Raw genomic sequence first — 17132 nt, 5'->3', positions numbered from 1 at the left:
TCATCGGTTTTTTAGAATCGTTAATCAAGGCAAAGATTATCTGCAGATGAGCAAGAATTATTTTTTCCTTTCCTTGATATTTTTTTTCCTTTTACTAATTACAGGAACAGATTTGTTGGCCGACAATGGGAACCGTGTGTTTTATAATGTCAGCGATATTCATGGTATCTCAATTATCGGGGCAAATTCTGTTTGTGAAGATGATAACGGATTTATGTGGGTCTCTTCTAAATCCGGGGTTTTTCGTTTTACTGAAGATGATGAACGACAATATGATCTGCCATATGTTACCGCCAATGTGATTAGTGTTAAGTTGCTATTCAGGAATTCGAAACTGTTTGCCTATACCAATAATGGTCAGTTTTTTAAATATGATTCGGTATTTGACCGTTTTGAATTCCTGTTTGATTTAAGAGTGTTTTTAAAGAATGAGCGTCTTGTTGTTAGCGATGCTTTGTTGTGTAATGATTCCTCGTTTTATATCGCGGCAACATTTGGCTTGTATAAATATTCTGATGGAGAGGGAGTTCAATTAATTAGTGAAACCAGCGAGAAGGATCATTTTGTTGAATGGTATGATGATGAGTATTTTTTTCATGGACATTCAGGCAATCTAACTATTGTAAATTCAACATCAGGAGAAACAGATCGTCTGTTAACCATAGAAAACGAAAAATTATTCGAAATATCGCAGTTTTATTTTCATGAAAAAACAGGGCAGTTGTGGATTGGAACAACTATCGGAAAAGTTTATTATTATGATGTCAGGTTCGATCGGTTAATTCCGGTGGAGATTGATAATTTGCCGGCTCAACCCGCCATGGCCATAGAAGCCAATACCGATAGCACTATTTTGCTGGGATACGATGGTCATGGTTTGTGGGAACTTAACAGAAAAGGAACCAGGGTGCTTAATATTCACCGGGAGGATATTGATAATCCGGAATCTCTCAATGGTAACGGTGTATATGATATTTACAAAGACAATAAGAATCGTATTTGGGTTTGTACATTTAGCGGGGGAGTTTCTTTTTTCGAACAAACCCCTCAGAGTATTCAGCATATCAAACACCAGATTAACAGGACTAATTCTCTTGTAAATGACTTTGTGAATGACGTTTATGAAGACAGCCGTGGGGATGTCTGGTTTGCGACCAATAATGGTCTTAGCAGATGGAACGTCGCACAGAACAGATGGAGAAACTTTTTTTATGAGAGTAAGTCCGCAGAGTCATGCGTATTCCTTTCAATTACTGAAGATAAGAAGGGACGAATGTGGGCGGGCACCTGGGAAAGTGGTGTCTTTTTGTTTGACAGAGAAACAGGAAATGAAATTAAATGGTTTGATAATCTTGGAAATTGTATTTTTGATATTACAACAGATAGTGATGGTAATATCTGGATTGCAGGAATCGTTGAGAATATTGTGCGTTATGATATTGAGACAGATGAGATCAATGAATTTGAAACTCAGCCTGTTTATGTAAACGCAGAGTACTCCGACGACAAGATGCTTATGGGAGTGCCCTACGGGTTGATCTCTGTGGATAAAAAGGACGGGACGGTAGATGTGCTATTGGATGGATATATTGTTCATGATATTCTGATAGATGATGAAGTCGCATGGTGTGCCACTAGCGGCAGAGGGTTACTGAAATTTAATGTTGAAGAAAGGGTAGTGGAGGATGAATACGCTGAGATAGATGGTCTTTCCAGTAATTTTGTCAATAATATTATTCGGGTGAAAGATTGTTTGTTTCTCGGAACTGAAGCCGGTTTGTGTCGTTTTTCTCCCGAAGCCGGCAAAGTTTTTTCTTATTCGTCGAATTTAGCCCTTGCCAATGTCATTTTTAATCAGGATGCCGGCATTGTGAATTCATCCGGGGACTTAATTCTGGGTACAAATCAAGGGGTACTCATGTTTAATCCTGATGATATTGGTGAGGAACAAAGTTTAGATGGGAAAATATATTTTCAGGATATATTGATTGCAGGTCGCACCATAAGAGACAGTTCTGTTTATGACTTGACCGTTCCGGTTGATAGTCTTCAGGAAATAGTGCTTCCCTACAACAAGAATACTCTGACTGTTGAATTGTTGCCTGTAGGTGTTTCCGAACCGCATACAAAATTAACGTGGAAACTGGAAGGATTGGATGAGAACTGGAGCAGGCCTGCATCCAACAGGATGTTTTCATTTGCAAACCTGGCCGATGGAAAGTATGAGCTGAAAGTACGAATGTTAAATAACTCTTTGTCTGATGTTATTGATGAAAGGCGCCTGGATATTGTGATAAAGCCCGCATACTGGAGTACCTTGTGGTTTTATATTGTTCTTGTGTTATTCGTAGTTGGAGCGTTTTATTTTATTTTCCGTTACCATATCAATTTGATTCAGCAACTGCATTCCAGGGAGAAGATCCGTTTTTTCACGAACGCTGCTCACGAGCTGAGGACATCGCTCACATTGATTAGCGGTCCTTTTGAAGAAATTGCAAAAGAATCCGGATTCTCACCCAGAGCAAAGCATTTTATTTCTCTGGCTAATGAGCAGGTAAAGAATCTGTTAAATGCAGCAACACAGCTAATCGATTTTCAAAAAATCGATAAAGGAAAAGCACAGGTGAATCTTCATATGGTAAATGTCGCGCAATTGGTTGAACATAGGGTTATTATGTTTGAATCTTTTGCCCAACAAAGAAATATAAATTTATCGGTGGTTACAGATAAGAAACATTTTTCTACAGGAGTAGATGCGAATATGATAGAGAAAGTGGTTGACAACTTGCTGTCCAATGCGATTAAATATTCACATAAAGATGGAAATGTACAGATAAATATATGGCATAACCGAAGATGTTGGTTTCTAAGTGTTGCCGATAATGGCATTGGTATAAGTCCAAAGGGACAAAAACAATTGTTTAAGGAATTTTATCGAAGTGAGAATGCTATAAATTCAGGAGCTGTTGGTTCAGGAATCGGGATGTTAATGATAAAGAGTTATACCGAGATGCATGGTGGGAAAGTCCGTTTCGAAAGCAAAGAGAATGAGGGGTCTGTTTTTACAATTCAAATTCCCATAAAAAGAAGGTCAAAGAGCCTTCCGGACACTGGTAATGGGTTTGATAATCTGCCTTATCCGTATGTGTCATTTGATGCCTCAGAAAATGAAGGTTTGATTGTTGATGGTGGAACAGATCCTAAATTGATGACGATTCTGATTGTTGAGGATAACGTGAAGTTGAGAAACTTTCTTGAACTTTCCATGAGAGATGAGTATCATGTATTTACTGCCAATGACGGGAAAGAAGCTCTGGGAATTGTGCAGGATAAGCACCCGGATATTGTGGTGTCGGATATAATGATGCCGGGGATGGATGGTTTTGAATTGTGTAAAAGGATAAAGAGTGATTTTGAAACTTCCCATATTCCGGTTGTTTTGCTTACAGCTTTTACCACAAATGCTTTGCAGTTGAAAGGATTAGGTCTGGGTGCGGATGCATATTTAGCTAAGCCATTTGATGTTAATTTGCTTAAGGGGAGAATAAAATCAATTGTATTAAACCGCAAAACGGTCAAAGACAAGGCCTTGAAAATAGTTGATTTTAAAAACGAAGCACCTCTGTTCAATAACGAGCTTAATGACAAATTTATAAAGAGAGCTCTGGAGGTTGTCAGATCAAATATTACCAACTTAAAGTTTGGCAAAGAGGAATTTGCATCCGAAATGAATGTCAGTCCTTCATTGCTTTACAAAAAAGTAAAAATACTTACCGACCAATCTCCTTCTGATTTTATTAGGTCTGTCCGGCATAACTATGCATTGGGATTATTGCAATCGGGAGCGTATAATGTAACTGAAGTGAGTGAAAAATCAGGTTTTACCAGTGTGGCATACTTTAGCTACGCCTTCAAAAAGTTTTACGGGAGATCACCTACTGATGTTCTGGGAGAAAAATGACCCGCAGTCAATATTCATTTAATGACCAGGCAGCTATAACTTAAATTCTTCCAGGGGTATTCCAAAAGAGAATTATTTGATATGCCATAAATATTCCAAAAATAAATAGGGGCTATCCAATACTATCTGGACAGCCCCTGCTTTTTTTCATAATTGGGAAAGGGTTAAGTAACCTTGCGGCTATGAAAAAAATTAATCAATTTTTGAATTGTTATCCACCTCGTTGCTTGGAATAGGTAAAATAGCTTTGTTGGGGTTTGTTGCAATGTAATCGATAGGCTCCGGATTGAGCGCAGAGAACTTCCCGTTTTTCCTCCAACGGGCCAATTCAACGGCCCTGTATAATTCATTGGAAAATTCAACCAGTGACTCATGCATTATTGCTCTGTAGATTTGGTCTTTAGAATCGCATGGATAATTTGTTGTCGGATAATCCGGCATATCCACACTGGGACGATTCCTGATTTCGTTTAAGTAAGCAATAGCATTGGCAGGGGTACCAACTTCATTTTCACATTCTGCCAGTTTTATGAGTACCTCGGCAAAACGCATGTTTCTATAATTAATGGTTGATATATAATATCCACCAGGATTTAATTTATACATAGGTGAATATTTATACCAACCAAATGCTGATTCAGTCAAGGTGAACTCGCCGTCAGGCCCATAAGTGTCGCCTTCAAATATCACTGTTTCGGCCAATCGTGGGTCATCTTTTGCATCACCATCAGCTACCCGTTCAAAATCATTTATCAGTTTTTCTGAAGGGACCAGGTTTCTCCACCCGACAGGGCTTACGTCCTGAAACATCACATGACCTTTGTCGGCCGGGGAATCGCCGTTGCCATCAGCCCACCAGTTGAAGTTGCTTCCTGCAAATCCGATCTCAAATATGGATTCTTCATTGTATTCAGTTTCTTCCCGGAAATTTTCTGCATAATTGTCCACAAGGTCATATGGGCCATTCTCGTAGATATCCAATAGAATGGTATGAGCTGCACCATATTTTCCCTGATGCATTAAAACTCTGGCAAGTAATAGTTGGGCTGCTCCTTTTGTTGCCCTGCCAAGATTGTTATCATCGTGAGAAACATTCAGAACCTGGATTATATCACCTAAATCGGTTTCAAGAAGCGTATAAATTTCCGATTCCGGAGAGGTTGCTTTCTCTCCATCCGCAGTTTTAACAGTTTCGGTATAAAGAGGTACATCACCCCAGTAAACAACCAGATAATAGTAGCAAAAAGCCCTGAGAAATTTTGCTTCCGCGATACGGTGCTCCTTGATGTCAGAATCCAAAGTAGGATCTTCAATTCCCGATCCGAACTCTATCACAGCATTGGCGCGGTGAATCATCCGGTACAATCCCTGCCATGGGCCCGTCAGGGTGTAGATGGTGTTGTCATATGTGCCTGCAATAAGCTGGGCGTTATGAACTTCCAATTGAGGCCCGCCTGATTCATGTTCATCAGAACGGCAGGCAGATAAATACTTTATCATCCGTCCATAGAGGTCAGCTCCTGTGAATTGACCATAAATTGCGTTGGTTGCCTTCTCAAGATGAAGTCCATTCTGATAATAAGAGCTGGTTGTGAATCCGTTAGGGTTCATTTTGTCAAGCCCTTCTTCGTCACAGGATGGGAAAAACAGCAGCCCTGCAATCAGAATTGATATAATATATTTTAGTTTCATAACTATTGGTTTTTTGTGTTCATTTTATCATTAAAAAGTTGCCTTAACTCCAAAAAGGAATGTGCGTGGTTGGGGATATTGTCCAAAGTCGGCACCATTCAGCATATTATTATCACCACGGTGTGCAATTTCCGGATCATAACCATAATAATCGGTTAAGGTCAGGAGGTTCTGTGCTGTAACATAAAGCTTAAGTCCCTTGATAGAGTTACCGGATATGCCGGACAATAAATTGTCGGAAAAATTATAGCCAATGGTTAGATTCTTAATTCTCATATACGATCCGTCTTCGATGAACCTGTCTGATGTACGGGCATTGTTATTGGGGTCAGCATTTACCGCACGTGGGATGTGGGTGTTTGTATTTGAGGGAGTCCATGCATCCAAAACGGCTACATCTGAGTTGAACAATCGCATCATACCCTGGGTCAGAACCTTTGTTCCGCTGTATATATCATTGCCATATACACCCTGTACCTGCATCGAAATATCAAAATTCTTGTATGATCCTGAGAAATTTAATCCATAACTGAAATCAGGCAAAAAATTTCCGATGACAGTACGGTCATCTTCGTTAATAACCCCGTTGCCATCCAAATCCTTAAATTTGATATCTCCAGGAGATGTTCCTTCGTTTTGGTAAACTTGTTTAGTGACATTTCCCTGATTAAACTGCTGTAATGCCGTTTGATTTAATGCATTAATCTCACTTTGCGACTGAAAAATGCCGTCAACTTTGTAACCGTAAAATCCCTGAACCGGTTCTCCCTCTTGCGTCCGGGTAATGGTGCCTCCGCCATAGTCTCCTGTAACTGCTACCTGGTCATACACTTTCCCGTCCAGGTCAGTTACTTCATTGTTTATGGTTCCAAGGTTGGCCGTCACTGAGAATTGAAATTCACCGGCGCGTTTATGATAACCGGCACTTAGTTCCAGTCCCGAGTTCTCCATTGCACCTACATTGGTCCATGGATTATCGATGTATCCGAGTGATGCAGGCAGGTTCTTTTGTAAAAGCAGATTGTCAACCTCTCTTTTGAAGTATTCGGCAGAAAATGTGACTGAATAATTCAACAGGGATAAATCAAAACCAAAGTTTTGCATTGTGGTAATCTCCCACTCCAAATCTTCATTTGGAAGTGTTCCATAGTATGCGCCAGGATTACTTTCTGCATTGCTATTGAAAACCGCCCAGGTATTTTGGTTAATTGTAGATTGCCAGTCGTATGCTCCAAGGGCATTATTTCCAACCTTTCCATAGCTTGCCCGGAGTTTTAGGTTTGATATTAAATCAATATCCTGCATAAAGCTTTCTTTGCTTACCACCCATCCTATGGAAGCCCCGGGGAAGTTTCCCCATTTGTTTCCCGGTGCAAATTTTGATGAACCATCCCGACGGAAAGAAGCACTCAGCAAATATTTGTCTGCAAAAGAGTAGTTTACCCTTCCTGTGTAGGAAATAAGCGTTGTTTCATTAAGATTTCCTGCAACCGATTGATTTATTGTGCCATCCAGTTGATTTAGGAGGTTGGTTTCGTGCTCTCCTCTGCCTATGAGTCTGCTTCCTGTTGTTATCTGTTCTTCAACAACTGCAACTGCGTTGATTTCATGCTGATTAAAGCTCTTATCAAAGGTCAGTTGATTTGTGTAAATTCGTGAATAGAACTTAAAGCGGTTGTCTTCCAGTTCATGATTCACTCTTTCATTGTAGTCATCTTTATATTTGGGACTGTCAATAATTGTCTGGTCACTGGTGTACTCCATCCCGAAAACAGACTTAAACTTTAACCAATCAGTAAAAGATAGTTCGGCAAAAGCATTACCGATAATATTAGCCCTTTTGTAGATGTCTTTATCCTGTTCTGCTATCCTTAACGGGTTTTCTGGGTCAGTGTCATCAACTTGGGCTGTTGTGCGATATCCATGCTCGTAACCCTCGGTTCCTACCGGAACACTAGCGGGGATGTATGGAATCTGGTTGACAATGTGTTTTATCATAGTCCGACCACCTGATTCTTTTTCATTGTTTCTTATGCCGTAAGATCCGGTAACATTTTCTCCAATGGTCAGAAAATCATTTATCTTGAATTCGGCATTGAATGTGGTACTATGCCGTTGGTAATCGGTACCTACCATGATTCCTTCCTGGTCAATGAAACCGTAAGAGGTAAAAAACCGGAATTTTTCCGTTCCCCCCGTCAGATCAACGTTGACTTTCGAAATAGGTGCGCTGCGAAACAATTCATCCTGCCAGTCGGTATCTGTTTCGGCAAAAGTCTGCGATGCTCCAGGATAAATGGGGGCATTCATGTTGGAAAACCTTGCGGGCAAATCAGATCCGGCGTTAGTCAGGTATTCTGTGGCAAAATCCATGTATTGTTCCCTGTTCATCAAATCCAGGGTTTTCCACATTTGTTGTGTTCCTGTAGATGCATCTATATTAATGGTTATTTCTCCACCACGATTTCCTTTTTTTGTGGTGATGAGCAGTACACCATTGGCAGCACGAGAACCATAAATGGCTGCTGATGATGCGTCTTTTAGAATCGAAACTGATTGTATGGAATTAGGGTCCAGACCTTCAATGCTTCCCACCGGCATTCCATCAACCACATATAAAGGTGCGGATGACAAATTGACGGAACCTACTCCCCTTATTTGGATAACGGGTTCCTGACCTGGGCCTCCACTATTTACGATGGAAACACCTGCTGCCTCGCCCTGAAGTGCCGATGTAAGACTGCTAACCGGTTTGTTTTCCATCCGTTCGGCCCTTATATCAGTTACTGCTCCGGTTAAATTCTCTCTTTTTTGTGTACCGTAACCTACAACAACAACCTCTGACAGACTGATATCGGATTGTTCCAAAACAACATCGATTTCACTTCTTCCATCAATAGGTACAGTTTGAGATGCAAAACCAATAAAATTGAATACAAGTGCACCATCCGAGGGAGCTTCAAGTGAATAATTACCATCAACATCGGTAATAGTACCTGTGGATGTTCCTTCAACAATGATATTCACTCCCGGGAGGGGTTGTCCGGTGTTGTCATTAACTGTTCCGGTAATCCTGACATTTTGTGCCAGTATGCTGACACTAAAACATAAAAAGAAGACAACAAAAGTTAATGCTTCTTTTTTCAAATACTTCATTTTCTTCATAAACTTCAGGTTTAAAGAATTAGTTAGACAAAATATTTGATTTGAAGAGCTTTATGGCTGATTGTGCTTTGTGAAGTGATTCTAAGGTTGAGTAAATTGGTTTTGTCAAGCAGTAGTCAAAAAACATCAACAAATCAAAAAAAACATTAATCAAAAGTAACCTATACTTTAATTTTCTATTATGGAATTCAGACATGATTGTTGTGTATAGAGATATTTTACTTTTACCGGTTGACATTGTCTGTATATCTTTTCCTTATATTATCGAGAGCTCGAAAATGAAGTACATATTGAGGGTAGGGAGGAGTTGTATTGTTTTTTTTTGTTAATAAATATTTCCCGCATCTGAATTCGAAATTCTCATAGCTGAAATCTATAATTTTGAGACCTTAATAAGAATGTTAATGAGAGGGTTATTGGAAGTAACGGGTAAGACTCTATAAAAAGGTGTTGTAAAATTGGGTTAGGTTAGATGAAAGGTAAAAAATACTTTTAAATTTTATTGATGATTTAAACAGAATTAAATACTTTTGAAGTTATCAATCGCTGTAATAACATTGAGGGAAGTATGAAATTTTTATATTACAGAGAATTTATTACCGATGAGAGAGAAACAAATGCATAGAATATTATTAATAACCAATCTAATCTTTTTTTTGCAGGGAGTGGGATTTGCCGCCATTTCCCAAAATAAAGTCTTTTATAATGTTAATGATATCTATGATATCTCTATAAGGGGAGCCAATTCGGTATGTGAGGATGAAAAGGGGTTTGTCTGGGTTTCTTCGAAGGCCGGTGTTTACAGGTTCACAGAGGAGGATAAGAGACAATATCTATTACCTTATGTTACTCCTAATGTAATTAGTGTGGACCTGTTGTACAAAAACTCCAATTTGTATGCCTACACTAACAATGGTCAGTTTTTTCAATATGATCCTTTATTTGACCGTTTTGATCTGATATTGGATATGCGCAGCTTGTTAGATAACAATTATTTAGTTGTAAATAACATTCTTATTGATGATGGCGGGACCTTTTTTATCGCAACCACATTTGGATTGTATAAATATTTCGGGAACAAAGAATTGGAATTATTGAGTGAAGCTGATCAGGAGGAACACTTTATTGAATGGTATGACAAGGAATTCTTCTTCCTGGGCCGCTCCGGTAGTCTTCACATTGTAGAGGCAAAATCAGGACAAATAGAGCCTTTGCACACTTTTGAAGGCCGGGAATCTATGCAAATGTCGATGCTCTATTTTGACAAAGAAACAGGGCGCTTATGGATTGGGACGAATTCGGGTGATACTTTTTTGTATGATATTCGTTTTGACCGGCTTCTGACTGTTAAAGTAAATAATTTTCCCAATCAACCGGTGTTGGCTATTGAAGCCAATACGGATAGTACAATGTTGTTAGGCTTCGATGGTCAGGGTGTTTGGGAGTTGAATAAAAGAGGAACAGAAGTGCTGAATGTTTACAGAGAAGATGTGGATGATCAAAATTCACTGGCAGGGAACGGTGTTTATGACATATTTCTTGACCGGCAGAATAGAGTCTGGATCTGTACTTATAGCGGGGGAGTTTCCTTTTATGAACAAACAGCCCGTGCTGTGAAAGAGATAAAACATCAAATTAACAATTCTAATTCTCTTGTAAACAATGTGGTGAATGATGTTTATGAGGATAGTGAGAATAATATTTGGTTTGCCACAAATAATGGCATCAGTAGATGGGATATAAATCAGGATAATTGGAGCACTTTTTTCGAGAATACCAGTGGTGAGGCAAGGGTATTTCTTTCCATTTTTGAAGATAGCCGGGGGAGAATGTGGGCAGGGACTTGGGGTTCAGGTATTTTTGTTTTTGACAGGGAGACCGGAAATGAAATTATGAAATTTGACGATAAATCCTTTCAAAACGAACATGTTGGCGATTTTATTTTCGATATAACAGATGATAAAAGTGGTGATTTATGGATTGGCGGGGTTGTTGAAGAAGTGGTTCGTTATGATCTTGAGACTACAGAACTTAAGAAATTTGGTTCTCATCCTGTTTATATGTTGGAGCAAATTTCTGAAAATCAGATTTTACTGGGGTGTTCATATGGGTTGGTGTTATTGGATACCGAAGAAGGAGGTATAGAAGTTTTACTTGACGGATTTATTATTCATGATTTTTTGATAGACAACGAAGTGGTTTGGTGCGCTACCAGTGGCGGGGGCATGGTGAATTATAATCTTGACACCCGTGAAGTTAATGAATTCACAGTAAGTGACGGATTGTCAAGTAATTTTGTAAATAGTATTACGCGGGTTAACGAATTTTACTGGCTTGGAACAGAAAGCGGGTTGTGTCGGTTCTCAACAGAAACGGGGAAAATATCTACTTTCTCTTCGGTTTTATCCCTTTCAAATGCTTCCTTTAATCAGGATGCAGGTATTGTATTATCAAGTGGAGAATTGTTGCTCGGAACGAATCAGGGAGGCCTGATGTTTAAACCTGAAAAGTTGGAAGTACAGGAGGTGGTTGGAGAAATCTTTATTCAGGATATTATTATTTCCGGAAGAACAATCAGGGATAGTGCGGTTTTTGACTTAGAGATGCCTGTGGATAATTTGAACGAAATTGTTCTCGCTCACTACCGTAACACACTCACGTTTGAGTTGTTGCCGGTAGGTGTATCAGACCCCCAGTCCAGGATATCATGGAAGTTGGGAGGAATGGACGAGGACTGGAGTTTGCCGGCATCAAACCGTATGCTGACATTTGCCAATCTGCCCGGAGGAGAATATGAGTTGAAAATCAGAATGCTGGATAGTTCCCTGTCTCAGATTATTGATGAGCGCAGCCTGACCATTGTCATAAAACCTCCTTTTTGGAGAGCCTGGTGGTTTTATATTTTGTTGATTTTATTGATAGTAGGGGTGTTTTACTTCTTCTTTCGTTATCATATTAATTTAATTCAACAATTGCATTCTGAAGAGAAAATTCGTTTCTTTTCAAATACAGCTCATGAGCTACGAACTTCATTAACATTAATTAGTGGTCCTGTTGAGGAGATAGAAAAGGAACCGGGACTTTCCCCAAAAGGAACTTACTATCTTACACTTGCAAAAGAACAGATTCAGGGGCTTTTAAATGTAGCTACCCAATTGCTGGATTTTCAGAAGGTTGATAAAGGAAAGGCCCAATTGAAACTTAGCATGGTTGATGTAGCCACTTTTGTTGAACAAAGGATTGTAATGTTTGAGTCTTTTGCCAGGCAAAAGAACGTTACCCTCTCATTTGATGCCAAAGAGAAAGGATTTCTTACTGCAATTGATAATGGAATGATGGAGAAGGTAATTGACAATTTACTTTCCAATGCCATAAAATATTCTCACGATGGTGGGAGTGTGAAAATAAACCTTCAACGCAGTAAAAAGCACTGGTTACTCGAAGTTACTGATGAAGGAATTGGTATAAGTGTAAAAGGTCAACGTCAGTTGTTTAAGGAATTTTACCGGAGTGAAAATGCTGTTAATTCCGAAGTAGTAGGCTCTGGAATAGGGTTGGTTATGGTAAAGAACTATGTGGAGATGCATGGTGGACGTGTGTTTTTCGATAGCAAAGAGAATATGGGGTCAACTTTTGCTGTTGAAATTCCGCTTCGTCTGGTGGAGAAGGATTCTGAAAATGGAACCTCAGAGTCGGGCGCTCCTTTTATTTCTGAAGCTAATGTAAACGAAACATCTTCTCCAAAAGAGAATGAAAGTGGAAACTTAGTGGGCAAAATGACTATTTTGGTCGTGGAGGATAATGATAAATTGAGAGATTTTCTTTATGTTTCTTTGCGGGATTCGTTTAATGTTTCGATGGCAGGTAACGGAAAAGAGGCTTTTGATTTGGCTCTGGACAAAATTCCTGATATGGTGGTTTCTGATATTATGATGCCGGAGATGGATGGATTTGAATTGTGCAAAAGGATTAAGAGTACCTATGAAACGTCTCATATTCCCGTAATTTTGTTAACTGCGTATTCCGGAAAATCTCTTGAACTTCAGGGGCTTGGTCTTGGTGCGGATGCTTATCTTACAAAGCCTTTTGACATGACCCTGTTATTGGGAAGAATTAAGTCGATTCTTATCAATCGGAAGGTTGTCCGTGACAAAGCTCTGAAATTGATTGATGCTAACCGGAACGCTCCTCTGACAGAGAATGAGTTAAATGATCTGTTTGTTAAAAAGGCTTATGAAGTGGTAAAATCGAATATCTCCAACTCTAAATTTGGGAAGTCTGAATTCGCAAGTGAATTAAATGTTAGCTCCTCTTTGCTTTACAAAAAAATGAAATCTCTTACAGATCAGTCACCCTCTGACTTTATCCGGACTGTAAGGCTGCATCATTCACAGGAACTTTTAAGAGCCGGAGATTACTCAGTTACAGAGGTTAGCGAAAAATGCGGTTTTGCCAGTGTTTCTTATTTTAGTACGGTCTTTAAGAATTACTATAAAAAATCGCCGACTGATTTCCTGGGATCCAAGTAGGTTTTTCCTGACGTGTGAACATATCATTATAGTAATTCATGAAACTTCAGCTTTAGGAAAGCTATTGTTTACTTTTGTTGATAATTGTTTTCTCATTTCTTAATAGATTCTTTTTCCTGTTGTTTTTAGTTTTTGAGTATTTGTATTGGGTTTAACACTCATTAAGTCAGTACTTAAGGGTATTAGTGTGTCTGAAAGTTAAAGCTCAGATTTGATGTTAAAACCTCTTCCTTCCCTGCGCGTCTTCGAAAAATAATTCTTCTGTCTCCCTCGCCTTAAGGTGCTCATAAAGAGGTGTTAGTGATTTTTATCTGTAATTTAAAATTGTATGTCCAAAATTTAAACGGTGTAACAATAGTGTATCTTACTTTTGTTGTAAAGTGTTTCGAAATGTTAACCAAGGAGGGGTGGTTGTTGAGAAAGGAAACAATTAAAATAAAATTATAGAAAGTTTAACTATAAAAATGAGACCATGAAAAAGCAAAGCAGATTTGATTATCAACCTGATGATTATTTGTACTGGAATCTGAAATCTGTATTCGGTTATATCAGAACAGAATGAGACAGGTAAGTTTGAAGAACTAAATTGTAAATGAAAATAAACCAAAATTACAATGAAAAAAAGAGAAAGTAGTTTTTATCAGACAATTCCTCTTTCCTGGAGAAGGCTTAATTTTCGCCTTAAGGAGGTTTTGATTCTGGTGTTATTATTCCTGAGTATAGGTGTGACTGCTCAGAATATGAAAACAGTAAATGGAGTGGTTACTGATGAAAACATGGAACCAATTCCGGGAGCTACTGTGGTGGTTAAAGGAAGTACCTCATACGGAAGTATTACCGATATGAACGGTAATTTTTCTATCAACATTCCTGCTGATGCCAACACTTTGGTGGTTTCATTTATAGGGATGAAAGCACAGGAAATTAATGTAAGTAATCGTTCACAGGTAGATGTTGTCTTGGAAAGTGAATCTATAGCCCTTGAAGATGTTGTGGTAGTGGGATACGGACAACAGAAAAAAGCCAGTGTAGTAGGTTCTATCGTTCAGGCTGACAGCAAAACACTTGAACGTACTGGAGGTGTAACCAGTTTGGGGCAGGCACTCACAGGTAATCTCCCTGGTGTAGTTACAATGGCTACTTCAGGAAAACCTGGTGAAGAGGATCCTGATATTGTTATCCGGGGCGTGAGCACCTGGAATAATAGTGAACCTCTGGTATTGGTTGATGGAGTAGAAAGACCGATGAGTGGGATTGATATCAATTCAGTAGAAAACATTTCGGTATTAAAAGATGCCTCAGCTACTGCTGTTTACGGTGTGCGTGGTGCAAACGGAGTGATTTTGATTACTACCAAAAGAGGAAAAGAAGGGAAAGCCAATGTTAATGTTAACTTAAGCACTACTCTGAAAACATATTCTAAGTTACCAGAGTTGATGGATTCCTACGATGCATTGACGCTTCGCAACCGGGTTATCACAAACGAACTTGGTTATGCACCTGACCAATGGATTAACTACCAACCTCAGAATGTTATCGATAAGTATCGGTGGCCCGCAAATCTGCAAGAGTCTGAACGCTATCCTAATGTTGATTGGGTTGATGCCATGTTGAAAGACGTGGCTACCTCCTATAATGGTAATGTCAATGTATCTGGTGGTACTCCTTTTGTAAAATATTTTACAAGTCTTGATTATACCTATGAAGGAGATATTTACAAGAGTTTTGACAATAACCGGGGTTATGACACAGGGTTTGGTTACAATCGCGTGAATGTTCGAAGCAATTTGGATTTTTCACTAACGAAATCAACTACATTGACCGTGAACCTCTCCGGATCGCATGCCGTAACCAAGGGAACCAACTTTTTTGAATATGAGAACCTTGTATGGGCTGCTTTCTATGGGATTGCACCAGATATGTTTATACCCAAATACAGTGATGGCTCGTTTGGATACTATCATCCCAATCCATCTCAGGCTACGACTAACTCGATGGAAGACCTTAGCGTGAATGGTGTTGGGCATACTACAAATGATCGTCTCAATACTGACTTTACGTTAAAGCAGGACTTAGACTTCCTTCTTGATGGCCTTAGTGTTCACGGAAAGCTTGTATTTGATAATAGTTTCCAGGAGGTAAACCGGGGAATTAACGATCGTGATGACTGGGAAGATAATGCTCATAAATGGATCGATCCGGAAACAGGAAAAGTTTACACAGATGTTACCGTTGACGGAAATAATAAATTTGATTACCAGAATAATATTGCCTGGACTACAACGGCAGGGGAAGTTAATAACGATGAAACCTATCGTAGGTTAGACTATTCTTTTCAGTTAAATTACAGCAACACTTTTGGAGAACATTCCGTTGGTGCAATGGGTAACTTTGGTCGTGAAGAATTCGCCACCGGAAGTGAGTTGTCCTTCTTTCGTGAAAACTGGGTCTATCGAGCTACGTATGACTATGCACAGCGTTATATGCTGGAGTATAACGGGGCTTACAATGGTTCAGCAAAGTTCTCTCCGGAATATCGGTTTGGCTTCTTCCAATCCGGGGCAGTCGGTTGGATGTTCTCTGAAGAACCCTTTGTAAAAAACCTCAATTTGCAATGGCTTGATATGCTTAAATTCAGAGGGTCTTATGGCCAAATCGGAGATGACAACGTTGACCGCAGATGGCTATATATGGACACTTGGGAAAATGGCGGTGCACTTAATCAGGCACTGACTGGAATCGATCCTGCAAAAAGCCCTTACGAATGGTTCTATCAAGCACAAGTTGGGAATCCAAATGTACATTGGGAAATGGCAACAAAAATGGACATTGCCGCTGAATTTGCATTGTTTGGTGGTCTCATCTCAGGTACAGCCGATTATTTTACGGAAAAAAGAACAGATATACTTCTACAGGGGGACAGGCGGGCCGTACCATCTTATTATGGTACTACAGCACCTACTGCCAACCTGGGAGAAGTTGAAACAAGTGGTTATGAAATTGAACTTCGATGGAATAAAGTGCTTAATCCTGACTGGCGTTTGTGGGGTAATGCAGTTTACACCCATGCAAACAGCGAAGTGATTGAAGCTGATGATCCTGAGTTGCTCCCCGAGTACCAAAAGGATGCCGGTAAGCCGATTGATCAGACCACTGCTCATGTTGATTATGGTTATTACAATACCTGGGATGAACTTTATGGGTCAACTGCGCATGATGAGAAGGATGACGCCCGTCTTCCGGGAAACTATATGATTCTCGATTACGATGCCGATGGAATTATTTCTTCATTTGACCAGGTTCCATATGGATTTACCGGTGTTCCAGAAAATACAGTAAACACTCAGATTGGAGTTGATTATAAAGGATGGAGCTGTTTTGTACAGTTTTATGGAGTAAATAACGTGACACGATATGTTGGTCTCCAAAGCTTAGGGGGAATTAAAAATACGGCTTTTGAAGAAGGAAGCTACTGGTCAAAGGATAACACTGATGCTGATGTACCACTGCCAAGGTGGGGAACACTGCCCAGTGGATATACACCAGGTACCCGATATCTTTATGACGGATCATATATTCGTCTAAAATATGCTGAAGTTTCCTATACTTTTGATAAACAGCCATGGGTTGAAAAGGTAGGGCTAACCAGTATGAAGGTGTTTGCAAACGGTAACAACTTGTTTTTATGGACAGATATGCCGGATGACCGGGAGTCCAACACAGGCGGTAATACTGCCTATCCGACGCAAAGACGTTTTAATTTTGGAGTGAGAATTTCATTATAA

5 protein-coding genes are annotated in these 17132 nt (G+C 39.5%); 3 read left to right on the top strand and 2 right to left on the bottom strand.

Annotated features, from left to right (window positions below):
• Positions 1-46 precede the first annotated feature (46 nt).
• Entirely contained in the window at positions 47-3961 is a 3915-nt protein-coding gene (locus W7W_RS0106620; RefSeq protein WP_010663021.1) for a hybrid sensor histidine kinase/response regulator transcription factor, read from the top strand.
• A gap of 192 nt (positions 3962-4153) precedes the next feature.
• Here the strand turns inward: W7W_RS0106620 and W7W_RS0106615 are convergent, their stop codons facing one another.
• Complete coding sequence (locus tag W7W_RS0106615; protein WP_010663020.1) at positions 4154-5653, bottom strand: RagB/SusD family nutrient uptake outer membrane protein; 1500 nt, start codon at positions 5651-5653, stop codon at positions 4154-4156.
• A gap of 30 nt (positions 5654-5683) precedes the next feature.
• Positions 5684-8818, bottom strand: a complete 3135-nt coding sequence (locus W7W_RS0106610; RefSeq protein WP_010663019.1) for a SusC/RagA family TonB-linked outer membrane protein — start codon at positions 8816-8818, stop codon at positions 5684-5686.
• A gap of 617 nt (positions 8819-9435) precedes the next feature.
• Between W7W_RS0106610 and W7W_RS0106605 the strand changes: the two genes are divergently transcribed.
• Together W7W_RS0106605 and W7W_RS0106595 are read left to right on the top strand one after the other, a co-directional pair.
• Positions 9436-13347, top strand: a complete 3912-nt coding sequence (locus W7W_RS0106605) for a hybrid sensor histidine kinase/response regulator transcription factor (protein ID WP_010663018.1) — start codon at positions 9436-9438, stop codon at positions 13345-13347.
• Between the two features lie 614 nt (positions 13348-13961).
• Entirely contained in the window at positions 13962-17132 is a 3171-nt protein-coding gene (locus W7W_RS0106595; protein ID WP_010663017.1) for a SusC/RagA family TonB-linked outer membrane protein, read from the top strand.

Source organism: Marinilabilia salmonicolor JCM 21150 (genome assembly GCF_000259075.1).
Lineage (GTDB): Bacteria > Bacteroidota > Bacteroidia > Bacteroidales > Marinilabiliaceae > Marinilabilia > Marinilabilia salmonicolor.
This window is presented reverse-complemented; position numbering and strand designations above follow the sequence as displayed.